The sequence below is a fragment of the Streptomyces sp. NPDC058650 genome (assembly GCF_042717315.1).
Taxonomy (GTDB): Bacteria; Actinomycetota; Actinomycetes; order Streptomycetales; family Streptomycetaceae; genus Streptomyces.
Window position 1 is genome coordinate 408275 of sequence record NZ_JBHXRL010000005.1, and the last position, 23455, is coordinate 431729.

The 23455-nt window shown below is 71.5% G+C and carries 22 protein-coding genes, 1 pseudogene and 1 riboswitch; of the genes and pseudogenes, 11 read left to right on the forward strand and 12 right to left on the reverse strand.

Going from position 1 to position 23455, the window contains the following annotated elements:
- Positions 1–19: 19 nt before the first annotated feature.
- Complete coding sequence (locus ACFWWU_RS12105; RefSeq protein WP_384142817.1) at positions 20–1471, forward strand: catalase; 1452 nt, start codon at positions 20–22, stop codon at positions 1469–1471.
- A 60-nt stretch (positions 1472–1531) separates the two neighbouring features.
- Here the strand turns inward: ACFWWU_RS12105 and ACFWWU_RS12110 are convergent, their stop codons facing one another.
- Together ACFWWU_RS12110 and hisN are read right to left on the reverse strand one after the other, a co-directional pair.
- Positions 1532–1924, reverse strand: a complete 393-nt coding sequence (locus tag ACFWWU_RS12110; protein WP_384142820.1) for a cyclic nucleotide-binding/CBS domain-containing protein — start codon at positions 1922–1924, stop codon at positions 1532–1534.
- A 203-nt stretch (positions 1925–2127) separates the two neighbouring features.
- Positions 2128–2937, reverse strand: a complete 810-nt coding sequence (gene hisN / locus ACFWWU_RS12115; RefSeq protein ID WP_384142823.1) for a histidinol-phosphatase — start codon at positions 2935–2937, stop codon at positions 2128–2130.
- Between the two features lie 154 nt (positions 2938–3091).
- On the opposite strand from hisN, the gene ACFWWU_RS12120 reads away from it, so the two are divergent.
- Entirely contained in the window at positions 3092–3751 is a 660-nt protein-coding gene (locus ACFWWU_RS12120) for a TetR/AcrR family transcriptional regulator (protein ID WP_384142826.1), read from the forward strand.
- Here the strand turns inward: ACFWWU_RS12120 and ACFWWU_RS12125 are convergent.
- From ACFWWU_RS12125 to ACFWWU_RS12140, 4 genes are all read right to left on the reverse strand, one after another.
- Positions 3643–3966 carry a multidrug efflux SMR transporter gene (locus ACFWWU_RS12125; protein ID WP_267045756.1) on the reverse strand — a complete coding sequence of 108 codons (324 nt, stop codon included), beginning with the start codon at positions 3964–3966 and terminating at the stop codon, positions 3643–3645. The genes ACFWWU_RS12120 and ACFWWU_RS12125 overlap by 109 nt on opposite strands.
- 92 nt (positions 3967–4058) lie before the next feature.
- Positions 4059–5072 (reverse strand): ribosome small subunit-dependent GTPase A, encoded by a 1014-nt coding sequence (gene rsgA / locus ACFWWU_RS12130; RefSeq protein WP_384142830.1) that lies wholly within the window; start codon positions 5070–5072, stop codon positions 4059–4061.
- A 3-nt stretch (positions 5073–5075) separates the two neighbouring features.
- Positions 5076–6407, reverse strand: a complete 1332-nt coding sequence (aroA, locus tag ACFWWU_RS12135) for a 3-phosphoshikimate 1-carboxyvinyltransferase (protein WP_384142833.1) — start codon at positions 6405–6407, stop codon at positions 5076–5078.
- Between the two features lie 20 nt (positions 6408–6427).
- Positions 6428–7111: a M50 family metallopeptidase gene (locus ACFWWU_RS12140; protein ID WP_384142836.1), complete on the reverse strand. Its 684-nt coding sequence runs from the start codon at positions 7109–7111 to the stop codon at positions 6428–6430.
- A gap of 48 nt (positions 7112–7159) precedes the next feature.
- Between ACFWWU_RS12140 and ACFWWU_RS12145 the strand changes: the two are divergent.
- The 8 genes and pseudogenes from ACFWWU_RS12145 to def all read left to right on the forward strand — a co-directional run.
- Positions 7160–7972 (forward strand): annotated as a pseudogene (locus ACFWWU_RS12145) (SOS response-associated peptidase); the annotation flags it as partial.
- Positions 7973–8015: 43 nt separating this feature from the next.
- Entirely contained in the window at positions 8016–8669 is a 654-nt protein-coding gene (locus ACFWWU_RS12150) for an alpha/beta family hydrolase (RefSeq protein ID WP_384142839.1), read from the forward strand.
- A gap of 252 nt (positions 8670–8921) precedes the next feature.
- Positions 8922–9578, forward strand: a complete 657-nt coding sequence (locus ACFWWU_RS12155) for a sigma-70 family RNA polymerase sigma factor (RefSeq protein ID WP_055641410.1) — start codon at positions 8922–8924, stop codon at positions 9576–9578.
- Entirely contained in the window at positions 9575–9886 is a 312-nt protein-coding gene (rsrA, locus tag ACFWWU_RS12160; RefSeq protein WP_317598973.1) for a mycothiol system anti-sigma-R factor, read from the forward strand. The genes ACFWWU_RS12155 and rsrA overlap by 4 nt, the downstream gene beginning before the upstream one ends.
- Before the next feature lie 152 nt (positions 9887–10038).
- The gene (locus ACFWWU_RS12165) at positions 10039–11487 is read left to right on the forward strand and encodes an HD-GYP domain-containing protein (RefSeq protein WP_384142903.1); all 1449 of its coding nucleotides are present in this window, start codon (positions 10039–10041) and stop codon (positions 11485–11487) included.
- A complete protein-coding gene (locus ACFWWU_RS12170) occupies positions 11484–12740 on the forward strand; it encodes an HD-GYP domain-containing protein (protein WP_384142842.1) in 1257 nt (418 codons plus the stop codon). The genes ACFWWU_RS12165 and ACFWWU_RS12170 overlap by 4 nt, the downstream gene beginning before the upstream one ends.
- A gap of 80 nt (positions 12741–12820) precedes the next feature.
- Positions 12821–13801, forward strand: a complete 981-nt coding sequence (locus tag ACFWWU_RS12175; protein ID WP_384142845.1) for a tetratricopeptide repeat protein — start codon at positions 12821–12823, stop codon at positions 13799–13801.
- A 61-nt stretch (positions 13802–13862) separates the two neighbouring features.
- Positions 13863–14501, forward strand: coding sequence for a peptide deformylase (gene def / locus ACFWWU_RS12180; RefSeq protein WP_384142847.1), 639 nt, complete (start codon positions 13863–13865; stop codon positions 14499–14501).
- 84 nt (positions 14502–14585) lie between these two features.
- On the opposite strand, the gene ACFWWU_RS12185 is transcribed toward def, so the two are convergent.
- The 6 genes from ACFWWU_RS12185 to ACFWWU_RS12210 form a co-directional block, all read right to left on the reverse strand.
- Complete coding sequence (locus tag ACFWWU_RS12185) at positions 14586–15599, reverse strand: ribonucleotide-diphosphate reductase subunit beta (RefSeq protein WP_267045766.1); 1014 nt, start codon at positions 15597–15599, stop codon at positions 14586–14588.
- On the reverse strand, positions 15599–17965 hold the full coding sequence (locus ACFWWU_RS12190; RefSeq protein WP_384142850.1) for a ribonucleoside-diphosphate reductase subunit alpha: 2367 nt from the start codon (positions 17963–17965) through the stop codon (positions 15599–15601). Before ACFWWU_RS12190 ends, ACFWWU_RS12185 begins: the two co-directional genes overlap by 1 nt.
- 128 nt (positions 17966–18093) lie before the next feature.
- A riboswitch (cobalamin riboswitch) is annotated at positions 18094–18238 on the reverse strand.
- A 47-nt stretch (positions 18239–18285) separates the two neighbouring features.
- Positions 18286–18786, reverse strand: a complete 501-nt coding sequence (locus tag ACFWWU_RS12195) for a GNAT family N-acetyltransferase (RefSeq protein WP_384142853.1) — start codon at positions 18784–18786, stop codon at positions 18286–18288.
- An 83-nt stretch (positions 18787–18869) separates the two neighbouring features.
- Positions 18870–20516 carry a monocarboxylate uptake permease MctP gene (gene mctP / locus ACFWWU_RS12200; RefSeq protein WP_384142856.1) on the reverse strand — a complete coding sequence of 549 codons (1647 nt, stop codon included), beginning with the start codon at positions 20514–20516 and terminating at the stop codon, positions 18870–18872.
- Entirely contained in the window at positions 20513–20794 is a 282-nt protein-coding gene (locus ACFWWU_RS12205) for a DUF3311 domain-containing protein (RefSeq protein WP_384142859.1), read from the reverse strand. The genes mctP and ACFWWU_RS12205 overlap by 4 nt, the downstream gene beginning before the upstream one ends.
- 169 nt (positions 20795–20963) lie before the next feature.
- Complete coding sequence (locus ACFWWU_RS12210) at positions 20964–21728, reverse strand: GntR family transcriptional regulator (protein ID WP_317602049.1); 765 nt, start codon at positions 21726–21728, stop codon at positions 20964–20966.
- A gap of 285 nt (positions 21729–22013) precedes the next feature.
- On the opposite strand from ACFWWU_RS12210, the gene ACFWWU_RS12215 reads away from it, so the two are divergent.
- Positions 22014–23312, forward strand: coding sequence for an extracellular solute-binding protein (locus tag ACFWWU_RS12215; RefSeq protein WP_384142862.1), 1299 nt, complete (start codon positions 22014–22016; stop codon positions 23310–23312).
- Positions 23313–23455 lie beyond the last annotated feature (143 nt).

A 23455-nucleotide genomic window follows, 5' to 3' on the forward strand; every position in this document is an offset into this window, starting at 1 on the left:
GACAACGCAGGAGGCGCACGTGACGCAGGGACCGCTCACCACGGAGGCCGGCGCGCCGGTCGCCGACAACCAGAACAGCGAGACGGCGGGCGTCGGCGGACCGGCCCTCGTGCAGGACCAGCTCCTCCTGGAGAAGCTCGCCCACTTCAACCGTGAGCGCATCCCGGAGCGCGTGGTCCACGCGCGCGGTGCGGGTGCCTACGGCACCTTCACGGTCACCCGTGACGTCTCGCGGTGGACGCGTGCCGCGTTCCTCTCCGAGGTCGGCAAGGAGACCGAGACGTTCCTGCGCTTCTCCACCGTCGCGGGCAACCTCGGTGCGGCCGACGCGGTCCGCGACCCCCGCGGCTGGGCGCTGAAGTTCTACACCGAAGAGGGCAACTACGACCTCGTCGGCAACAACACCCCGGTGTTCTTCATCAAGGACGCCATCAAGTTCCCCGACTTCATCCACACCCAGAAGCGCGACCCGTACTCGGGCTCGCAGGAGGCGGACAACGTCTGGGACTTCTGGGGCCTCTCCCCGGAGTCGACCCACCAGGTCACCTGGCTGTTCGGCGACCGCGGCATCCCCGCCTCGTACCGCCACATGAACGGCTACGGCTCGCACACGTTCCAGTGGAACAACGAGGCCGGCGAGGTCTTCTGGGTCAAGTACCACTTCAAGACCGACCAGGGCATCAAGAACCTCACTCAGGCAGAGGCCAACCGCCTCGCCGGCGAGGACCCGGACTCGCACCAGCGCGACCTGCGCGAGTCCATCGAGCGCGGCGACTTCCCGACCTGGACCGTGCAGGTCCAGATCATGCCCGCGGCCGAGGCGGCCGCGTACCGCTTCAACCCGTTCGACCTCACCAAGGTGTGGCCGCACGAGGACTACCCGCCGATCGAGATCGGCAAGCTGGAGCTCAACCGCAACCCGGAGAACGTCTTCGCCGAGGTCGAGCAGTCGATCTTCAGCCCGGCGCACTTCGTGCCCGGCATCGGCCCGTCCCCGGACAAGATGCTCCAGGGCCGCCTCTTCGCCTACGGCGACGCCCACCGCTACCGCGTCGGCATCAACGCCGACCACCTGCCGGTGAACCGCCCGCACGCCACCGAGGCGCGTACCCACTCCCGTGACGGCCACCTCTACGACGGCCGCCACCAGGGCGCGAAGAACTACGAACCGAACAGCTTCGGCGGCCCGCACCAGACGGACCGGCCGCTGTGGCAGCCGCTCCCCGTCACCGGCCTCACCGGTGACCACGCCGCCCCCTCGCACGCCGAGGACAGCGACTTCGTCCAGGCGGGCGACCTCTACCGCCTGATGTCGGAGGACGAGAAGGGCCGTCTCGTCGAGAACCTGGCGGGCTTCATCGCCAAGGTCTCGCGGGACGACATCGCCGAGCGGGCGATCGGCAACTTCCGCCAGGCGGACGGTGACTTCGGCAAGCGGCTCGACGCCGCGGTCCAGGCCCTCCGTGGCTGAGGGCGCTTGTCGTAGGTAGGGACCGGGCCGGACTCCGCATGGAGTCCGGCCCGGTCCCGTTCATCGGCCGGCGACGCTGTGCACCGGGATCCAGCAGCGGATGATGTCCCGTACGGAGACGACGCCGACGGGTCCCCGGTCGTCGAGGACGACGAGGTGACGGAAGCCGCCGTGCGTCATCGCCTCGGCCGCCTCCGCCAGGGTCCAGGTGGGCGCGGCGAAGACGACGTCGCGGGTGGTGTGGGAGCCCGCGGTCTCGACGTCGGGATCCTGGTCCCGGGCGAGGGAGTTGAGGATGTCGCGCTCGGTGAGGATGCCGAGCCCGCCGGCGTCGGAGTCGAGGACGACGGCCGCGCCGACGCGGCGCGCCGACATCAGCCGGGCTGCTTGTCGGAGGGTGTGGGCGGGGCCGATGGTGAGGACCACCGTGCTCATGGCGTCACGGACGAGCATGGGCGGAGCCACCTCCTTGGTGAACCGTTCCCGCCTCAACGAGAACCGATTCACAAGTTCACAAGTGGGGGGACTCTCAGAGTGACACCGGGGGAGGGGTCCGACAAGGGGGCGCGCGAGGCGTCCCCGGGGAGTGACGACGGCGCGCGGGCCCGCGCGACCGTCCGCGGGACGGAGCTCGGCCCCGCGCCCGTCCCGTGCGCTCAGGCCTCCGGGCTCTCCTGGTTCAGGTAGCTCAGCAGCTCGCCGTGGAGCAGGCCGTTGGACGCCGCCGCGTTGCCGCTGTGCGGGCCGTGCCGACCGTCCAGACCCGTGTACGTGCCGCCCGCCTCCTGGACGACGATCGCCACCGCCGCCATGTCCCACAGGGAAAGCTCCGGCTCGGCGCAGATGTCCACGGAACCCTCGGCGACCATCATGTACGGCCAGAAGTCGCCGTACGCGCGAGTCCGCCAGCACGCGCGCGTGAGGTCGAGGAAGCCGTCGAGCCGCCCCTGCTCCTCCCAGCCGCTGATCGAGGAGTACGCGAAGGAGGCGTCCTCCAGGGTGGCCACCTTCGACACCCCGAGCCGGCTCGCCGAGGCCAGGCTGCGGCCCGTGTACGCCCCCAGGCCCTTCGCCGCCCACCAGCGGCGGCCGAGCGCCGGGGCCGACACCACGCCCACCACCGGCTGGAAGCCGGTCTCGCCGGCCTCCATCAGCGCGATCAGGGTCGCCCAGACGGGCACCCCGCGCACGTAGTTCTTGGTGCCGTCGATCGGGTCGATCACCCAGCGGCGCGGGCCCGAGCCCTCCACGCCGTACTCCTCGCCCAGGATCGCGTCACGCGGCCTGGCGCGCTGGAGCTGGCCGCGGATCAGCTCCTCCGCGGCCTTGTCGGCCTCGCTCACCGGGGTCATGTCCGGCTTCGTCTCGACCTTGAGGTCGAGCGCCTGGAATCGGTCCATGGTGGCCGCGTCGGCGGCATCCGCGAGGACGTGGGCGAGACGCAGATCATCGTGGTAATCGGCCATGGTCGGCACTCTATCCCCGCGTGATCCCCGCACGGCGAACCGTCCACCGCGGCCTCGACGGCGGGCTCCCGGCCGCGCGGCGACCCCTTGACAGTGCGGGGACCCCTGCCGAGGCTGAGCACGGAAACGTTTCGATCGGTCCGGGGAGGCGAGGATGTCGACTGCCCGCGAGGCCCTGCTCGACGCCGCGCTCGCCGCGCTCGCCGACCGGTCCTGGTCCACCGTGCGGATGGTCGACCTCGCCACCGCCGCCCGGGTGTCCCGGCAGTCCCTCTACAACGAGTTCGGCAGCAAGGAGGGGCTCGCCCGCGCCCTCGTGCGCCGGGAGGCCGACGCCTATCTCCAGGGCGTCCGGGGGCTGCTCGCCGCCCCAGCCCCGGTCGAGCGGAACCTCGTCGCCGTCGCCGAGTGGACCGTCGCCCGGGCGGCCGCCCGCCCGATACTGCGGGCACTGCTCACCGGCGCCTGGAACGAGCGGCTGCCCGCCCCCCGGCCCGTCCGGCCGGGCGCCCGCCCCGCCCCCGTACCCGCCCAGCGGCGCGCCGACGAAGGGCCGCCCGCGCCGGGCGAGCTGGTGGCGGCGACCGCGGCCTGCGCAGGCGAGTGGGCGGCCGGCTGTGAACTCGCCGTCCGGCTGGCCCTCAGTCATGTCGTGGCGCCGCCGATACCGACCGGCCGCGCCGTGTCGTCCGGTGGCCCGGAGTCTCAGTGCGAGGAGCCGGAGAGCTGGAGTCCGATGACCCCCGCGATGACCAGCGTGATCGAGACGATCTTGAGGGTGGAGACGACGTCCCCGAGGAAGATCATTCCGTAGATCGCCGTCCCGGCCGCGCCGATCCCCGTCCACACCGCGTACGCCGGACCGACGTCCAGCTTCCGCAGCGCGAGGGTGAGCAGTCCGAAGCTGCCCAGGGCGAAGGCCGCGAAGGCGATCGTCGGCCAGAGCCGGGTGAACCCGTGCGAGAGCTTCAGGCAGACCGCGAAACCGGTCTCCAGGACACCGGCCACCACCACCAGCAGCCACGCCATCGTCAGTGCCTCCCACGCCTTCGGTGACTGCTTCGTCGCACTTGGTGCGATTATGCCCTTACCGGTGGCGGTCGACCGTAAACACCAGCGGGTCAGTCGCCCTCGCGTCGCTCGCGGGTCGAGAGCAGCCGCCTCAGCGAGTAGAGCCGCGCGGGGTCCGCGTGTCCCTCCGCCACGAAGGCGTCGAGCGCGCAGTCCGGCTCGTCGTGGCTGCACGCGCGCGGGCAGTTCTCCGTCCCCGGCACGAGGTCGGGGAAGGCGAGGATCACCCGGGACGGGTCGACGTGGTGCAGTCCGAAGGAGCGCACGCCGGGCGTGTCGATGACCCAGCCGCCCTCCTTGTCGTCGAGCGGCAGGGCGAGCGCCGAGGTCGTCGTGTGCCGGCCGCGGCCCGTGACCGCGTTGACCACACCCGTGGTCCGCCGCCGGTCCGCCGGGACCAGGGCGTTGACCAGTGTCGTCTTGCCGACGCCCGAGTGTCCGACGAAGGCGGTGGTGCGGCCCTTGAGGTGCTCGTGGACCCGATCGGCGGCGACGCCGTCCACGAACTCGTCGCGGGTGGTGACCACGTACGGGACGCCGAGCGCCCCGTACATCTCCAGGAGCGCGTCCGGCGGTGCCAGGTCCGACTTGGTCAGGACGAGGAGAGGGGAGAGCCCGCCGTCGTACGCGGCGACCAGGCAGCGGTCGATCAGCCGGGGGCGCGGCTCGGGGTCGGCGAGCGCGGTGACGATCGCCAGCTGGTCGGCGTTGGCGACGACCACCCGCTCGAACGGGTCGTCGTCGTCGGCCGTGCGCCGGAGCACCGAGCTGCGCTCGCCGATCCGGACGATCCGGGCCAGGGTGTCCTTCTCGCCGGTCAGGTCGCCGACGATCTGCACCCGGTCGCCGACCACGGCGGCCTTGCGGCCCAGTTCGCGGGCCTTCATCGCCGTCACGATCCGGTCGTCGACCAGGCACGTCAGCCGGCCCCGGTCGACGGTGAGGACCATGCCCTCGACGGCGTCCTCGTGCTTCGGGCGGATGGACGTACGGGGACGGGTGCCCTTGCGGTTGGGCCGCTGGCGGATGTCGTCCTCGTCGGTGTTCTTGCCGTAGCGCCGCATGGTTCAGACCCCGAGCATTTCGGTCCACATCCTCGGGAAGTCCGGCAAGGTCTTGGCCGTCGTCGCCACGTCCTCGATCTCCACGCCCTCGACCGCGAGGCCGATGACGGCGCCCGCCGTGGCCATGCGGTGGTCGTGGTACGTGTGGAAGACGCCGCCGTGCAGCGGGCGCGGGCGGATGCGCAGACCGTCCTCGGTCTCCGTCACGTCGCCGCCCAGCTCGTTGATCTCCTTGGTCAGGGCCGCCAGACGGTCCGTCTCATGGAGCCGCAGATGGGCCACCCCGCGCAGCGTGGAGGGGGAGTCGGCGAGCGCCGCGACCGCCGCGATGCCGGGGGTCAGCTCCCCGACCTCGCCGAGGTCCACGTCGATGCCGTGGATCCGGCCCGTACCGGTGAAGGTCAGACCGGCCTCGGTCAGCTCGCAGGAGCCACCCATCTCGGTGAAGATCTGTCGCAGCGCGTCACCGGGCTGGGTGGTCCGCTCGGGCCAGTCCGGGACGGTCACCCGGCCGCCGGTCACCAGCGCCGCCGCCAGGAACGGCTGCGCGTTCGACAGGTCGGGCTCGACGACCAGGTCCCGGCCGCGCAGCGCGGAGGGAGCCACCCGCCACACGTCCGGCTCGCCGCCGTGCTCCGGCTCGTCGACCTGGGCGCCGACCGCGCGCAGCATGTCGACCGTCATCCGGATGTGCGGCAGCGAGGGCAGCCTCGCGCCCACGTGCCGCACCTCGACGCCCTGATTGAAGCGGGGCGCGGAGAGCAGCAGCGCGCTGACGAACTGGGAGGACGAGGAGGCGTCGATCTCGACGGTGCCGCCGTCCAGGCCCCCGGCGCCGTGCACGGTCAGGGGCAGCGCGCCCCGGCCGTCGTCGTCGACGCGGGCGCCGAGCGCGCGCAGCGCGTCGATGACGCCGTGCAGCGGACGCTCGTGGGAGCGGGGGTCCCCGTCGAAGCGGACGGGGCCGTCGGCGAGCGCCGCGACGGGGGGCAGGAAGCGCATGACCGTGCCCGCGTTGCCGACGTCGACGCCGGCCGGGCCGCGCAGCGGGGACGGGATGATCCGCCAGGCCTCGCCGGTGCCGTCGGGGCCGACGCCTTCCTCGATCTTCACGCCGAGGGTACGCAGCGCCTCGGCCATCAGGAGGGTGTCGCGGGAACGCAGGGGGCGGCGCAGCCAGCCGGGTTCGGCGGCGAGCGCGGCGAGGACCAGGCCGCGGTTGGTGACCGACTTCGATCCGGGCACGGTGACGGTCGCGTCGACGGCGCCGCGGGCATAAGGGGCGGGCCAGAGATCGGTGGACGGGTCGGGGCGCACGGAAGCTGCTGCGGTCATGGAATCACTGTACGGGTGAGTCAGAAGCGCAGGAGCCAGCGCCCGCCGCCGATCAGGGAGCAGATCGAGACCGCGTGGAAGAAGAAGAGCCACACCCCGGGATGCACGTGGGTGAGGCGCGCGAGCTGGTCCGCGTCCGAGTCGGGGGCGCCGCCGTGGCGCCGCTTCGCCTGGAGCTCGAAGGCCGGCCGGACACCGCCGAGGAGCAGGAACCACACCACCGCGTAGGCGAACAGCGACTGGACCTCCGGGCCGGTCAGCCAGGAGACGAGGAGGAAGGTGGCGCTCGTCAGGAGGACGGTGAGCATCCCGTACGCGTTGCGGACCATCACCAGCATCACCAGCAGCAGGCCGGTCGCGATCCAGAGGAGCAGGGTGACCAGCCCGGCGCCGAGGAGGGCGGCGCCGCCGAGGCCGAGCAGCGGGGCGGCGGTGTAGCCGGCGGCCAGGGTGAGGATCACGCCGATGCCGGTCGGGCGGCCGCGGGTCACGGTCAGCCCGCTGGTGTCCGAGTGCAGGCGGATCGCTTCGAGGCGGCGGCCGGTCGCGAGGGCGACGATCCCGTGGCCGCCCTCGTGGGCGATGGTGATCGCGTTGCGGGCGAGGAGCCAGACGCGGCGGGGCACGGTGACGGCGAGGGCGGCGACCGCGGTGGCGATCACCAGCCATTCGGCCGGGGCGGCCTTCGGGCTGAAGAGGTCCATTGTCCGGGCCGCTCCTCGGGGGTCGGGGATCGTGGCAGTGTGGCACGTATGTGCGGACGGTATGCAGCGAGTCGGCGGCCCGAGGACCTCGTCGACACCTTCGGGATCGAGAAGTGGGAGCCGGAGGAGACCCTGGCTCCCGACTGGAACGTGGCCCCCACCAAAGAGGTCTGGGCCGTTCTGGAGCGTCCTCTGAAAGACGCCGAAACGCGCCGGCCGGTTCGCCAGCTGCGCGCGCTGAAGTGGGGCCTCGTCCCGTCCTGGGCGAAGACGCCCGAGGGTGCCGCCCGGATGATCAACGCGCGCGCGGAGACCGTGCACGAGAAGCCCTCCTTCAAACGCGCGTTCGCGGCCCGCCGCTGCATCCTCCCCGCGGACGGCTACTACGAATGGGTGACCGCTGCGGGGGAGCGGGACCTGGAGGTCGAGGGAAGGAAGAAGCGGCCGCGGAAGCAGCCGTACTTCGTGACCCCGGCGGACGGCTCGGTCTTCGCGATGGCCGGTCTCTACGAGTTCTGGCGCGACCGCACCCTGCCCGACGACCACCCCTCCGCGTGGTGGGCGACCTGCTCGATCGTCACCACCGAGGCCGAGACGGGCCCGCTGGGCGTGGCCCCGGCCGAGGGCCCGAGCTCGCTCGCCGACATCCACCCCAGGATGCCGCTGATGCTGACGGAGGACCGGTGGGACGCCTGGCTCGACCCGGCGCGCACCGGCGAGGAGGAGCTGCGCGGGCTGCTCGCCGCGCCGCCGGAGGGCCTGATGCGGGCCTACCCGGTGTCGACGGCGGTCAGCAACGTCCGCAACAACGGCCCCGAACTCGTCACGGAGCTGGAAGGCCCCGAGGAGGGCACGCTCTTCCGACGTGCGCCGGCCGGCGGGCACCGGACGGCAGGATGGGGACGTGACAGAGTACGAGACCGTTTCCGCCGAGCACGAGACCGTTTCCACCGACGCCGGTGAGGCCCGCGTCACCTGGTACGCCGGTACGCGGCCGTGGGCCGTCCTCGCCCTCGGCCACGGCGCCGGTGGTGGGATCGAGGCCCGTGACCTCCGGGCCCTGGCCCGCGCGCTGCCCGCCCACGGCGTGACCACGGCCCTCGTCGAGCAGCCCTGGCGGGTCGCCGGAAAGAAGGTCGCCCCCGCGCCGAAGACCCTCGACACCGGCTGGCGCGGCCTCTGGCCGGCCCTCACGAAGGCCGGCCTCCCCGTGATCGCGGGCGGCCGCAGCGCCGGCGCCCGGGTCGCCTGCCGGACCGGGCGGGAGCTGGGCGCCCTCGCCGTCCTCGCGCTGAGCTTTCCCCTCCACCCGCCGGGCAAGCCCGAGCGCTCCCGCGCCGACGAGCTCCTCGGCACCGGCCTGCCCGCCCTCGTCGTCCAGGGCGGCAACGACCCCTTCGGGCGCCCCGAGGAGTTCCCGGCGGGCCCGCACACCCTCGTCGAGGTCCCCTACGGCGACCACGGCTTCGCCGTGCCCAAGCGCGCGCCGCTCACCCAGGACGAGGCCCTCGACGGCCTCGTGCACGGCGTCACCGAGTGGCTCGTCACACTCCGCTGACACCGGCCCCCGAAACGGGAATGCCGAGCGGGGGACCTCTGTTGTGGAGAGCGTCGGTGTGAGAGCAAGGAAGAGGGAGTCCGTCGCATGGGTTCGACCATCTGCCCCGAGCGCGCGCAGGCCGCTGACCTCGACTGGACAGTGCTGCCCGCGCCCAAGATCGCCCCTATTCGGGCGGCGGGCGGAGCGGTTCCTCGTCTATCCTCCGAAACGAGTGGGTCCGCCTTCGGGCTCGCCACCACGCTGGAGGAGGTGGGTCCGGTCACTGGGACCGACACAGGGACCGACGACGGCCCCGAGGAGACGACCGCGGAGCGCAACGCGCGCTTCGAGCGGGACGCCCTCGGATTCCTCGACCAGATGTACTCCGCCGCCCTGCGCATGACGCGCAACCCCGCGGACGCGGAGGACCTGGTGCAGGAGACCTACGCGAAGGCGTACGGATCCTTCCACCAGTTCCGTGAGGGCACGAACCTCAAGGCGTGGCTGTACCGCATCCTCACGAACACCTTCATCAACTCGTACCGCAAGAAGCAGCGTGAGCCCCAGCGCAGTGCTGCCGAGGAGATCGAGGACTGGCAGCTCGCCCGCGCCGAGTCGCACATGTCGACCGGTCTGCGTTCCGCGGAGTCGCAGGCGCTCGACCACCTTCCCGACTCCGATGTGAAGGAAGCGCTCCAGGCGATCCCCGAGGAGTTCCGCATCGCCGTCTATCTGGCGGATGTCGAGGGCTTTGCCTACAAGGAGATCGCGGACATCATGGGGACACCCATCGGTACGGTGATGTCCCGACTGCACCGGGGCCGCCGCCAGCTGCGCGGCATGCTCGAGGACTACGCCCGCGACCGCGGGCTGGTACCCGCGGGCGCCGGAGAGTCGTCGAACGATCTGAAAGGCTCGGGCTCATGAGCTGCGGAGAGCCGCACGAGACGGATTGCTCAGAGGTCCTGGATCATCTCTACGAGTTCCTCGACAAAGAGATGCCCGACAGCGACTGCACCAAGTTCGAGGTGCACTTCGAGGAGTGCTCCCCCTGCCTGGAGAAGTACGGCCTGGAGCAGGCGGTGAAGAAGCTCGTCAAGCGCTGCTGCGGCAGTGACGACGTCCCCACCGACCTGCGGTCCAAGGTCATGGGCCGGATCGACCTGATCCGCTCGGGACAGCTGGTGCCCGAGCAGGACATCACGGCCACGCCGGCTCCGGCTCCGCAGGAGTAGGCGGAACAAGCGCACAACAGGACCCGTAGGCCGCCGCGAAGCGATCGCGGCGGCCCCACGCATATATCAGCTTGTATCACCCGAAGGTGCGAATCGGCCGCAGCACCACCTCTTGGACCGCCCAACTCGCTAGCGTGACAGATGTGATGGGCGTGAAGGTCATTCCGCGGGCGGCAGCCGTCTACATCGGCTGCGCCCTGCTCGCCGCCGGAGCGTGCGTCCTACCCGCGCTGCGCCCCGGAGCGGCCACCCCCTGGGGCACCGTCGCGCTCCTCGCCGCCCTGTACGCGCTCTGCGAGCTGCCCGCCCGCTGCCCGCTCCTCGGCCGCACGCTCGGCGGCTCCGTCCCCATGGGCACCGGCTCCTTCTTCCCCGTCCTGCTCGCCTCCGCGCTGCTCCTGCCGCCCGCGGCCGCCGCGCTCACCGCACTGCCCGGCAGCCTCCTCGCCCGTGTCGAGGAGCCGCCCGCCGGGGCACGCCGCGCCTGGCGGGCCGCCGCCACGGCCCTCGCCGTCTGGGCCGCTTCCCTCGCCGCCGGCGCACTCGGCGGCGCCACCGCCCTCGGAAACGGCCCGGACGCCCCCGACTTCCCGTACGTGCTGCTGCCCGCGGGCGCCGCCGCGCTCACCTTCTGCCTGGTCCTGACCGCCCTCGACGGCGGCATCCGGGCCACCGCCGACGGCCTGCCGGCCGGCGCCGCCTGGCGCGGACTCCTCGGCCGCGCCCTCGCCCCGCACGCCGTGCACGGGCTCGCCGGACTGATGATGGCCGTGCTCTGGCGCAGCTCGTACGGACCGACCGCCGCGCTCTTCGTCCTGCTGCCGATGTACATCACCTGCTGGGTCTTCGCCCAGTACCACCGCGAGCGGGCCGCGCACCAGGGCACCATCCGCGCCCTCGTCCAAGCCGTCGACATCAAGGACCGGTACACCCGCGGCCACAGCGAACGGGTCGGCCACGCCTCCGTCCTGATCGCCCGTGAGCTCGGCATGGCGGAGGACCGGCTCGACGTCGTGCGGTTCGCCGGCATCCTCCACGACGTCGGCAAACTGGGCGTGCCCACGCGCGTGCTGCGCAAGGACGGGCCGCTGACCCCGGAGGAGCGCCAGGTCATCGAACTGCACCCGGAGTACGGGCACGAGATGGTCCGGGGCATCGGCTTCCTCGGCGAGGCCCGGTCCGCGATCCTCCACCACCACGAGCGCATGGACGGCAGCGGCTACCCGTACGGGCTCCACGGCGAACAGATCCCCGAGTTCGCCCGGGTGGTCGCCGTCGCCGACGCCTTCGACGCCATGACCTCCACCCGCTCCTACAGCCGGGCCCGCCCCGTCCCGACCGCCGTCGCCGAACTGGAGCGCTGCGCGGGCAGCCAGTTCGACCCCCGGATGGTCACCGCCCTGGTCAGGGCCCTCGACCGGCACGGCTGGCAGACCGACGTCACCGCCGACGAGACGCCCCCGCCGCTGCCCCCGCTCCCGCCGGCCCCGGCCGACGGGGCACCCGGGGCACCCCCGCCCGACCCCGTCGACGGGACCCTGCCCCCGCCGCGCGCGCCGGACGCCCCCCTGACCACCCGGCGGCCGAAGGAGCGCGCATGAGGCCCGGGGCCCTCACCGTCGGCGCCGTGCACGGGGCGGCCCTGCTGCTGGGCCTCGCCGCCTTCGGCACCACCCTCTGGTACGGCGTCGCGGAACCCGGCAACGCCCTCGCCTTCGGCACGCTCATCGCCCTCGGTGAGCTCGCCCGCTGGGGCGCTGTGCCGGGCGAGCGCGAGCCCGCACCGCTCGCCGCCGCGGGAGCCCTCGCGTACGCCCTGCTCGGGACGGACGCCGGCACCGCCACCACCCACGGCGTCCTCCAGATCGTCGCCGTCTCCGTCGCCGGCGGCCTCGCCGGGATCGTCCCCCACCTGGCCAGGGGCCGCGGCCCCGACGCCGACCACCTCGCCCGCCGCGTCCTCACCGTCACCTTCGCCGCCCTCTGCTTCCAGCCCCTCTACAACTCCGGCGCCGTCGTCGCGTACCTCGGCGAGGGCCCGGCGTACGCCTTCTTCCTGCTGCTCCTGCTCGTCCTGACCGCCCTCTGTGACGCCGTGCTCGCCGCCCTCGTGCTCCGGGCCCGCACCGGATTCCCGTACGGCCCCCTCCTCCGCGACGAGCTGCGCGCCCTCCTCGGCATCGGTTCGGCCGTCTGCGCCACGGGCGCCGTCATGGCGCTCGGCGTGGCCGCGGCCGGGCTGTGGGCGCTGCCCGTGCTCGCCGTCCCGCTCCTGCTCACCCAGGTCTCCTTCCGGCGGTACGCGGCCGTGCGGACCGTCAACCGGCAGACCATCGCCTCGCTCGCCCGGGCCACCGAGATCGCCGGCTGCACCCCGCCCGGCCACGCCCGCCGGGTCGCCGCCCTCAGCGGGGCCGTCGGGCGGGAGCTGGGCCTCTCCGGGGCCGAGCTGACCGTCCTGGAGTACGCGGCGCTCATGCACGACATCGGACAGCTCTCCCTCGTCGACCCCGTCGAGGGCGGCGCCACCGCGGTCCTCCCGGCCGAGGAGCAGCGCCGGATCGCCCTCCTGGGCGGCGAGGTCGTCCGCAGGACCGGGGTCCCCGCGGCCGTCGCCGTCGTCGTCGAGCGGCAGGCCGACCCGTACCGCGAGCAGCCGCTGCCCGCCCGGATCGTCCGGGCCGTGAACGCCTACGACGACCTGGCCGGCGACGGCGCGGGCGCCGCCCTCGAAGCCCTGGAGCGGCTCCGCCTCGGCACCGCACGCGACTATCACCCGGACGTCGTCGAATGCCTGGCCAAGGTCCTGGCACGGGGCGGAGCTGCTGGGGTGACCTCGGCCGCCCCTGGGTAACCCATGGGTAATGAGCGCGCGTCCGACCGGGCATGGTTGGATGCGAACAAGAGGGTGAAAGCGACCGGCAGGCGGGAATCGTGAGGATCTTCGGGAAGGTACGGCATCGGCCCTCCGCCTCGTGGCGGCAGGCCACCGACCGCGCGTTCACGCTGATCGGCGACGGGCGGTACGAGGACGCGGGCGCCCTGCTGACACGTGCGGCGGATCTGGAGCCCTGGCTCTCGGAGTCCTGGTTCAACCTGGCCCTGCTGCACAAGTTCCGGCACGACTGGGAGCAGGCCAGAGCGGCCGGGCTGCGCGCGGTCGCGCTGCTCGACAAGGAGACCGGCGCCCCCGACTGGTGGAACGTCGGCATCGCGGCGACCGCGCTCCAGGACTGGCCGCTGGCCCGCCGCGCCTGGCAGGCGTACGGGCTGAAGGTGCCCGGCGCCGCCGCGGGCACCGGCGAGCCCGTCGGCATGGAGCTGGGCAGCGCCGCCGTCCGGCTCTCGCCCGAGGGCGAGGCGGAGGTCGTCTGGGGCCGCAGGCTCGACCCGGCCCGTATCGAGGTCCTCTCCATCCCGCTGCCGTCCTCGGGGCGCCGCTGGGGCGAGGTCGTCCTCCACGACGGCGTGCCGAACGGCGAGCGCACCACCACCGCGGGCCCCTCCTACCCGGTCTTCGACGAGATCGAGCTGTGGGCGCCGTCCCCCGTCCCCACTTGGGTGGTCCTCCTGGAGGCCGCCACCGAGGCCGACAGGGACGCCCTGGAGCAGCTCGCCGCCGAGGCCGGTTTCGCCGCCGAGGACTGGTCGTCCTCCGTGCGGCTGCTCTGCCGCGCCTGCTCGGAGTCGATCATGCCGAGCGCCGAGGGCGAGGGCGAGCACTCCGACCCGCACGACCACAGCGAGCCGGGGCACCCCGGGCCGCTCGGCCACCGCTCGCCCGGCGAGCTGTGGGTCCCGGAGCGGGAGTGCGGCCTCGCGGCCCCGGCGGGCCTCGTGCGTGGGCTCCTCGACGGGTGGGTGGCGGACAGCCCCGACAGTCGTGAGTGGCGGGATCTGGAAGAGGTCTGCTGACGACTGCCCGTAGGCTGTGCGGGATCGTTTACTGGGGTTCCGAGGAAGGCACGCGCCGGACATGACGCAGCAGGACACTGACGGGCAGATCATCGACGGAAACGACGGATTCGTCGTGGACACGGAGGACTGCGAGGCGCGTGAGCTCGCCTACCGCGAGCGCGGCACGGCCCGCCCGATCACCGTCGTCGGCAACCCCGTGCTCCACAAGGAGTGCAAGGACGTCACCGAGTTCGACGACGCGCTCGCGGCGCTGATCGACGACATGTTCGCCAGCCAGAAGGCCGCCGAGGGCGTGGGCCTGGCCGCGAACCAGATCGGTGTGGACCTCAAGGTCTTCGTCTACGACTGCCCGGACGACGAGGGCGTCCGGCACACCGGCGTCGTGGTCAACCCGGTCCTGGAGGAACTGCCGGCCGAGCAGCGCCACCTGGACGAGTCCAACGAGGGCTGCCTGTCCGTGCCGACCGCCTACGCCGAGCTGGCCCGCCCCGACTACGCGGTGGTCAGCGGCCAGGACGCCCAGGGCAACCCGATCAAGGTGCGCGGCACCGGCTACTTCGCCCGCTGCCTCCAGCACGAGACGGACCACCTGTACGGCTACCTGTACATCGACCGCCTCTCCAAGCGCGACCGCAAGGACGCCCTGCGCCAGATGGAAGAGGGCACCCCGCGGTACGAGGTCGTCCCGAACGCCTGATCGCGGCAGGCGTTCACGGCGAAGGGCCCCGCGCCGTCACCGGTGCGGGGCCCTTCGCCGTCTCCCTGGGACCGTCCGTACGGACTAGAAGTCCTCGTCCAGGTCCACCGAGCCCTCGACCGCCACCTGGTAGGCGGACGGGCGGCGCTCGAAGAAGTTCGTCAGCTCCTGGACGCCCTGGAGCTCCATGAACGCGAACGGGTTCTCCGAGCCGTACACCGGGGCGAAGCCGAGGCGCTGGAGGCGCTGGTCGGCGACGCACTGGAGGTACTCGCGCATCGACTCGGTGTTCATGCCGGGCAGGCCGTCGCCGCACAGGTCGCGGCCGAACTGCAGCTCCGCCTCCACGGCCTCCTTCAGCATGTCGGTGACCTGCTGCTGGAGGGCGTCGTCGAAGAGCTCCGGCTCCTCCTTGCGGACGGTGTCCACGACCTCGAAGGCGAAGTTCATGTGCATCGTCTCGTCGCGGAACACCCAGTTGGTGCCGGTCGCGAGACCGTGCAGCAGGCCGCGGGAGCGGAACCAGTACACGTACGCGAAGGCGCCGTAGAAGAACAGGCCCTCGATGCACGCCGCGAAGCAGATCAGGTTCAGCAGGAAGCGGCGGCGGTCGGCCTGGGTCTCCAGGCGGTCGATCTTCTCCACCGAGTCCATCCAGCGGAAGCAGAACTGCGCCTTCTCGCGGATGGAGGGGATCTCCTCGACCGCGTCGAACGCGGCGGCGCGGTCGTCCGGGTCGGGCAGGTAGGTGTCGAGCAGCGTCAGATAGAACTGGACGTGCACGGCCTCCTCGAACAGCTGGCGCGAGAGGTACAGCCGCGCCTCGGGGGAGTTGATGTGCTTGTACAGCGTCAGCACGAGGTTGTTCGACACGATCGAGTCACCGGTCGCGAAGAAGGCGACCAGCCGGCCGATCATGTGCTGCTCACCGGGGGTGAGCTTCGCGAGGTCGGCGACGTCCGAGTGGAGGTCGACCTCCTCCACGGTCCACGTGTTCTTGATCGCGTCGCGGTAGCGCTCGTAGAAGTCCGGGTAGCGCATCGGACGGAGGGTCAGTTCGAAGCCCGGGTCGAGCAGGTTCTTGTTGTCGCTGGACATTACTGGCAGGCCTCGCAGGACTCGGGGTTTTCCAGGGAGCAGGCGAGGGCCTCTTCGGGGGTCGCCTGTACGGGGATGGGCGCGGCGGCCGCCGTCGACGCCTGGGCGGCGCGGGCGATCCGGGTCGCGGGGCGCGAGCGCAGGTAGTACGTCGTCTTCAGCCCCTGCTTCCAGGCGTACGCGTACATCGACGACAGCTTGCCGATCGTCGGCGTCTCCAGGAACAGGTTCAGGGACTGCGACTGGTCGAGGAACGGGGTGCGGGCGGCGGCCATGTCGATCAGGCCGCGCTGCGGGATCTCCCAGGCCGTGCGGTACAGCTCGCGCACCTCGGCCGGGATCCAGGTGAAGCCCGCGACCGAGCCGCTGGCGTCGCGCAGCGCGTCCCGGGTCTGCGCGTCCCACACGCCGAGCCGCTTGAGCTCGGCGACGAGGTACGAGTTGACCTGGAGGAACTCGCCCGACAGCGTCTCGCGCTTGAAGAGGTTGGAGACCTGCGGCTCGATGCACTCGTACACGCCCGCGATCGAGGCGATGGTCGCCGTCGGCGCGATCGCCAGGAGCAGGCTGTTGCGCATGCCGACCGTGGCGATCCGCTCGCGCAGGGCAGCCCAGCGCTCGGGCCAGTTGAGCTCCACGTCGTAGTGGTCCGGGTGCAGGACACCGCGGGCGGTGCGGGTCTTGTCCCAGGCGGGGACCGGCCCGCTGCGCTCGGCGAGGTCGGCGGAGGCCTCGTACGCGGCGAGCATGATCCGCTCGGCGATCCGGGTGGACAGCGCGCGCGCCTCGGGGGAGTCGAACGGCAGCTTCAGCTGGAAGAAGACGTCCTGGAGGCCCATCGCGCCCAGGCCCACCGGCCGCCAGCGGGCGTTGGAACGCCCGGCCTGCTCGGTCGGGTAGAAGTTGATGTCGACGACCCGGTCGAGGAAGGTGACGGCCGTGCGGACGGTCGCGTCGAGCCGCTCCCAGTCGATGTCCTGGGTCGAGGCGTCCACGAAGGCGCCGAGGTTGACCGAGCCCAGGTTGCAGACCGCGGTCTCGCCGTCGTTGGTGACCTCCAGGATCTCCGTGCAGAGGTTGGAGGAGTGGACGGTGTGGCCGGGCTCGGCGGTCTGGTTGGCCGTCCGGTTCGAGGCGTCCTTGAAGGTCATCCAGCCGTTGCCGGTCTGGGCCAGGGTCCGCATCATCCGGCCGTACAGGTCACGGGCCGGCATGCTCTTGCGGGCCAGGCCCTTCGCCTCGGCGGCGCGGTAGGCGGCGTCGAACTCCTCGCCCCACAGGTCGACGAGCTCGGGCACGTCCGCCGGCGAGAAGAGCGACCACTCGGCGTCCGCGTTGACCCGGCGCATGAACTCGTCCGGGATCCAGTGCGCCAGGTTGAGGTTGTGCGTACGACGCTGGTCCTCGCCCGTGTTGTCGCGGAGCTCCAGGAACTCCTCGATGTCCGCGTGCCAGGTCTCCAGGTAGACGGCGGCGGCGCCCTTGCGGCGGCCGCCCTGGTTCACGGCGGCGACGGACGCGTCGAGGGTCTTGAGGAACGGCACGATGCCGTTGGAGTGCCCGTTCGTGCCGCGGATGAGGGAACCGCGGGCGCGGATGCGGGAGTAGGAGAGGCCGATGCCGCCCGCGTGCTTCGAGAGGCGCGCGACCTGGTGGTAGCGGTCGTAGATGGAGTCCAGCTCGTCCTGCGGGGAGTCGAGGAGGTAGCAGGAGGACATCTGCGGGTGGCGGGTGCCGGAGTTGAAGAGCGTGGGCGAGGACGGGAGGTAGTCCAGGCGGCTCATCAGGCCGTACAGGGCGGCCACTTCGTCGAGTGCGTGGGCGCTGTCGTCCTCGGCGAGGCCGCAGGCGACGCGGAGCATGAAGTGCTGCGGGGTCTCGATCACCTTGCGGGTGATCGGGTGGCGCAGCAGGTAGCGCGAGAAGAGGGTGCGCAGACCGAAGTAGCCGAAGCGGTCGTCGGCGGCCTGGTCGACGGTCGCGTCGAGCCGGTCCGCGTGCAGCGCGACGAAGTCGGCGGTGCGGTCGGCGATCAGGCCCTCGCGGTGACCGACGGCCACGGAGGCGGAGAAGCACACCGCGCCCTGGCTCGCGGCCTCGTCGGCGATGGTGATCGTCAGGAGCCGGGCGGCGAGCCGGGAGTAGGCCGGGTCCTCGGAGATCAGGCCGGCGGCCGCCTCGGTGGCCAGCTCGCGCAGTTCCGCCTCGTCCGACGTGGCGCTGCGGCCGCGGAGCGCGGCGGCGGCGACCTTGCCGGGGTCGGTGTCGGGCAGGTCGGCGGTGAGATCGGTCAGGGTCCGCAGCAGCATGGTGCCGGGTCCGTCGCTCTCGATCGCCGTGGCCGGATCGGCGGGCGCGATGGTCACGTGGGGCTCTCCCTCGCTCGGCTCGGGGCCGCGGCGGGGGAAGGCGGGCAGGCGGGCACCCGTACCGGATGCGCCGCGTCCACCGGCCCACTCCGCGAGGCCCGGACGTCAGTGACACCCGGAACGGAAGGACCGGGTGTGCTGTCGGCAGGTCCTCGGACTCACCTCGTACGCGCGTATGGGTACGAAGCACACCGTTGCGGGACAGTTCCGGATTCGCGCCGGATTTCCCTGCGTCGACAACGAGGACGAGCATACATGTGGTGGGCGCCGCTCGCGGAACCCACCACATGTTGTGTCGCCCTGCTGTCCTCGGGGTGTCAGAACTCCAGGGCGTAGGTCCTCAGCCGGTGGCCGGGAACCGGATCCCAGTCCCGCTCAGGGGTGCGAACGAAGCCCATCCGCTCGTAGATCCGGTGCGCCGAGACCATCTTCGCGTCCGTGGAGAGCACGAGCCGCGCGCACTCCGGCGCGGCGCCCGCGCGGTCGGCGCAGGCGCGTACGAGCGCCTCTCCGACGCCCCTGCCGCGGGCCTCGGGCGCGACCACGAGCATCCGGAACTCGGCCTCGCCGGTGACGGCTATGTCCGCCCAGGTGGTGTCGCCCCGGGCGAAGGTCACCCCGCCGATGATCCGGTCGTCCGCGTCGACGGCGACGAGCACCTCGGCCTCGCGGGCCCGGCGGGCCGTGTCGCGCAGCATGGCCAGATAGAAGTCGTCCTCGCCGTGGAGCAGCAGCCCGTCGTTCAGATAGGTCAGCCCGGTGAGTTCCCCGAGCTCCTCGTACTCCTCGGGCCGTACCGCCCTGATCGTGAAGTCCATGGAGCCAGTCTGCCTCGAAGGGCACGCGCAGGGGCCCGGGGTCTCCTGGCGGAGATCCCGGGCCCCTGCGTCGTACCGCGAGGTCAGTGCACTCCGGCGCCGACCTTCGGGTCCGCCGTGGGGTCCGTCTTCGGCTTCGCCGTGCGGGACGGCGCGTCGGCCGTGTAGTCCGACGGGGAGGTCTCGTCGATGCCCTCGGGGGCCTTCACGGCCTTGAGGACGAAGGTCAGGACGACCGTGACGACGAGGTTGAGGACGAAGGCGGTGAGACCGATGTAACCGATCTCGCCGATGCCCGGGATCTCGGCGGAGGAACCGCCGAAGTGCTTCTGTGTCGGGCTCGCGACGCCGTACGCGGCGACCGTGCCGTAGAGCATGCCGACGGCCCAGCCGGCGAGCAGCGCCCAGCGGTGGAACCAGCGGGTGAAGAGACCGCCGACCAGCGCCGGGAAGGTCTGGAGGATCCAGATTCCGCCGAGCAGCTGGAAGTTGATCGCGACCGTCTTGTCCATGGTGAGGACGAAGGCGAGCGCGCCGACCTTCACCAGGAGCGAGACGAGCTTGGAGACCTTGGTCTCCTGGGCCGGGGTCGCGTTCGGTTTGATGAAGTCCTTGTAGATGTTGCGGGTGAAGAGGTTGGCCGCGGCGATCGACATGATCGCGGCCGGGACGAGCGCGCCGATGCCGATCGCGGCGAAGGCGACGCCCGCGAACCAGTCCGGGAACATGGTCTCGAAGAGCTGCGGGATGGCGAGCTGGCCGTTCTTGACCTGGATCCCGGCGGCGATCGCCATGAAGCCGAGCAGCGCGAGCAGGCCCAGCATCAGCGAGTACAGCGGCAGGATCGTGGTGTTGCGGCGGATCACCTCACGGCTCCGCGAGGACAGCGTCGCCGTGATGGAGTGCGGGTACATGAAGAGCGCGAGCGCCGAGCCGAGCGCCAGCGTCGCGTACGTCCACTGGCCGGCCTCGCCGGGGACGAGCGAGCCGCGCGGCTTGCCGGTCGCCTCGTTGGTCTGCGCGTACGCCTCGCCGGCCCTGGCGAAGATCTCGTCGAAGCCGCCGAGCTTGATCGGGATGTAGATGATCGCCACGGCGATGACGATGTAGATCAGGGTGTCCTTGACGAAGGCGATGAGCGCCGGGGCGCGCAGGCCCGAGGAGTACGTGTACGCCGCGAGGACACCGAAGGCGATGAGCAGCGGCAGGTCCTTGATGAACCAGTGCGTGGTCTCGCCGCCGCCGACGCCCATCACGTCCAGGACGGCCTGGATGCCGACGAGCTGGAGCGCGATGTACGGCATGGTCGCGAGGATGCCGGTGACGGCGACCGCGAGCGACAGGCCCTTGGAGCCGAAGCGGCCGCGCACGAAGTCGGAGGTGGTGACGTATCCGTGCTTGTGCGAGACCGACCAGAGGCGCGGCAGGAAGGTGAAGATCAGCGGGTACACCAGGATCGTGTACGGGACGGCGAAGAAGCCGGCCGCGCCCGCCGCGTAGATGGCCGCCGGGACGGCGACGAAGGTGTACGCGGTGTAGAGGTCGCCGCCGAGCAGGAACCATGTCACCCAGGTGCCGAACGACCGGCCGCCCAGGCCCCATTCGTCGAGGCTGTTCTCGTTCTCGGCCCTGCGCCAGCGCGAGGCGAGGAATCCCATGACCGTGACGGCCAGGAAGAAGAAGATGAATACGGCGAGCGCGACGCCGTTCACGCCGGTCACGTCCTTCATCGCACGTCACCTCCCTTGCGGCCTCGCTGGTCCAGCTGCCACAGCTTGTACGCGATCATGGTGAGCGCGGTGGAGACGAGCACCCAGAGCATCTGGTACCAGTAGAAGAACGGGATGCCCGCGAAGAGCGGTTCGGCCTTCGCGTAGGAGCTCACCCAGAGCATCGCCACGAACGGCGCGAACAGGCAGAGCGCTATCACCACCCGCAGGGGGGTGATGACGGGTTGTTTCCCTTGTGCCGTTTCTGCCGCTTCCGGCACCTCTGACGCCTCTGACATGGCGATTTCGTCCCCTCGCTGATCACCTCGGTAATGCTGGGGAAATCTAGGGGACGCTTACGCTCCGCGGAACCCCTGTCCGTATAACGGAAGTGAATCCCCTGGAACACGAAAACGAGGAGGGCCGCCGGGACTTCGGCGACCCTCCTCGTCAGGCGTGCGGATCCGCTCAGCCGTTGGGCCGCTTGAGGCGCGCCACGAACTTGTACCGGTCGCCGCGGTAGACGGACCGTACCCACTCCACCGGCTCGCCCTGGGCGTCCAGGGAATGGCGGGAAAGCATCAGCATCGGCAGGCCCACGTCCGTACCGAGCAGACCGGCCTCGCGGGGGGTGGCGAGGGAGGTCTCGATGGTCTCCTCGGCCTCGGCGAGGTGCACGTCGTAGACCTCGGCGAGCGCCGTGTACAGCGAGGTGTACTTCACCAGCGAGCGGCGCAGCGCGGGGAAGCGCTTGGCCGAAAGGTGGGTGGTCTCGATCGCCATCGGCTCACCGCTCGCCAGGCGCAGCCGCTCGATGCGCAGCACCCGGCCGCCGGCCGAGATGTCGAGCAGTCCGGCGAGCGTGTCGTCGGCGGTGACGTACCCGATGTCGAGGAGCTGCGAGGTGGGCTCAAGGCCCTGGGCGCGCATGTCCTCCGTGTACGAGGTGAGCTGCAGGGCCTGCGAGACCTTGGGCTTCGCCACGAAGGTGCCCTTGCCCTGGATGCGCTCGAGGCGGCCCTCGACGACCAGCTCCTGGAGCGCCTGGCGCACGGTGGTGCGCGAGGTGTCGAACTCGGCGGCGAGCGTGCGCTCCGGCGGAACCGGTGTGCCGGGCGGCAGGGTCTCCGTCATGTCGAGCAAGTGCCGCTTCAGTCGGTAGTACTTGGGCACGCGCGCGGTGCGAGTGGCGACCCCGGCCTCCGGTTCCGTGCTGCCCGCGTCCCTGGCCATGGCCTGCCTTCCCGACTCCTGTGCTGCTGCCGTCACCGGCTCCTCCGTCTGTAGCGGCTCACATGGTGGCACGGACCGGTCACGGGTCGTCGCCCTACCTCAGGTGTCGGTCCGATAACGGACGCGACTGCCCTTCTTATACACCCTTGACACCCCTAAAGGTCTAGGCCAAGCTCCGGGTACTGGTCTAAACCATTAAAGACCAGCTCCCAGCCCCACGAGCACTACCCGACGTATGTCTTCGCGCGGTGGGCAGGGGTTGCAGGCATCCCTGAGGAGGGTGGCGTGAAGCGCAAGCTCATCGCGGCGATCGGCGTCGCGGGCATGATGGTCTCTATTGCTGCGTGTGGTTCGGACAGCGGCAAGAAGGAGTCCGACGCCGGCAAGCCGGCGGCCGGTGGCGACAAGACCCTGACCGTCTGGGTCATGGACGGCTCCGCCCCGGACCCGTGGATGGCCGAGGTCAACAAGGCCTTCGAGGCCAAGCACCCGGGCGTCAAGGTCAAGGTCGAGAAGCAGGTCTGGAACGGCATCCAGGAGAAGGTCACCACCGCCCTCTCCGAGGACACCCCGCCGGACGTCCTGGAGCTCGGCAACACCCAGACCGCCGGTTACGCGGTCACCGGCGGTCTCGCCGACCTGACGGGTGACAAGGCCAAGCTCGGCTACGACGCCTGGAACAAGGGCATGGTCGCCTCCAACGAGCTGGACGGCAAGCTCTACTCCGCCCCGTGGTACGCCGCGAGCCGCGTCGTCATCTACGACAAGGCCGCCTACAAGAAGGCCGGTGTCACCCCGCCGAAGACCCGCGCCGAGTGGATCGACGGTCTGAAGAAGCTCAAGGCCGCGGACCCGAAGGGCCAGGCGATCTACCTGCCCGGCCAGAGCTGGTACGTCCTCGCGGGCCTCATCTGGGACGAGGGCAGCGACCTCGCGGTCAAGGACGGCGACAAGTGGAAGGGCAACCTGTCCTCCCCCGAGGCCGTCAACGCCGTGAACTTCTACAAGGAGCTGGCGTCCTTCTCCACCGCTCCGAAGGACAAGGACGAGGCGACCCCGCAGCAGTCCACCGACGTCGTCCCCAAGGGCGGCGTGGCGTCCTGGATCGGTCTCGGCTGGGAGGCCGGCGGCGCGATCGACGCCATGAAGAAGGCCGGTAAGACGGCCGACTTCGGCTACTTCCCGATCCCGGGCAAGACCGCTGACAAGCCGGGCTCCGTCTTCCTCGGCGGCTCGAACCTCGCCATCGCCGAGCGCTCCCAGAACAAGGAGCTCGCGAAGGAGTGGCTGGCCCTCGCCGCCGGCAAGGAGCACATGACGACGTACGCGAAGGCCACCGAGGGCGCGCTGCTCCCGAACCAGGACGGCGCGCAGTTCAAGCCGGCCGCCGGCTCCTTCGCCGAGTCCATGGCCGCCTCGGCCGTCTCCGGCAAGGTCACCCCGGTGACCCCGGGCTGGGCGAACGTCGAGACCGCCCCGAACCCGATCAAGGACTTCATGACGAAGGTCCTGAAGGGCCAGGACGCCAAGGCTGCCGGCGAGGCCGCCGACAAGGTCATCAACGAGCGCATCAACCAGCAGTAATCCGTAGCCAGGTGGTGGGGGGGGGGGGGGGGGCGGCCCCCCCCCCCCCGGGGGCGGGGGGGGGGGGGCGGCCCCCCCCCGGGGGGGGGGCCGGGGGCCGCGCCCCCCCCGCGCGCGCCCCGGGGGGGGGGGGCCCCCCGAAC

Coding starts and splice junctions, on each gene's coding strand:
- ACFWWU_RS12125 (WP_267045756.1), bottom strand. CDS start 3,966: ATGGCGTGGCTGCTGGTGGTGGTGGCCGGTGTCCTGGAGACCGGTTTC.
- ACFWWU_RS12210 (WP_317602049.1), bottom strand. CDS start 21,728: ATGGCCAGGGACGCGGGCAGCACGGAACCGGAGGCCGGGGTCGCCACT.
- ACFWWU_RS12140 (WP_384142836.1), bottom strand. CDS start 7,111: ATGGACCTCTTCAGCCCGAAGGCCGCCCCGGCCGAATGGCTGGTGATC.
- ACFWWU_RS12185 (WP_267045766.1), bottom strand. CDS start 15,599: ATGTCCAGCGACAACAAGAACCTGCTCGACCCGGGCTTCGAACTGACC.
- ACFWWU_RS12170 (WP_384142842.1), top strand. CDS start 11,484: ATGAGGCCCGGGGCCCTCACCGTCGGCGCCGTGCACGGGGCGGCCCTG.
- ACFWWU_RS12205 (WP_384142859.1), bottom strand. CDS start 20,794: ATGTCAGAGGCGTCAGAGGTGCCGGAAGCGGCAGAAACGGCACAAGGG.
- aroA (WP_384142833.1), bottom strand. CDS start 6,407: ATGACCGCAGCAGCTTCCGTGCGCCCCGACCCGTCCACCGATCTCTGG.
- hisN (WP_384142823.1), bottom strand. CDS start 2,937: ATGGCCGATTACCACGATGATCTGCGTCTCGCCCACGTCCTCGCGGAT.
- rsrA (WP_317598973.1), top strand. CDS start 9,575: ATGAGCTGCGGAGAGCCGCACGAGACGGATTGCTCAGAGGTCCTGGAT.
- ACFWWU_RS12195 (WP_384142853.1), bottom strand. CDS start 18,786: ATGGACTTCACGATCAGGGCGGTACGGCCCGAGGAGTACGAGGAGCTC.
- rsgA (WP_384142830.1), bottom strand. CDS start 5,072: ATGCGGCGCTACGGCAAGAACACCGACGAGGACGACATCCGCCAGCGG.
- ACFWWU_RS12110 (WP_384142820.1), bottom strand. CDS start 1,924: ATGCTCGTCCGTGACGCCATGAGCACGGTGGTCCTCACCATCGGCCCC.
- mctP (WP_384142856.1), bottom strand. CDS start 20,516: ATGAAGGACGTGACCGGCGTGAACGGCGTCGCGCTCGCCGTATTCATC.
- def (WP_384142847.1), top strand. CDS start 13,863: ATGACGCAGCAGGACACTGACGGGCAGATCATCGACGGAAACGACGGA.
- ACFWWU_RS12120 (WP_384142826.1), top strand. CDS start 3,092: ATGTCGACTGCCCGCGAGGCCCTGCTCGACGCCGCGCTCGCCGCGCTC.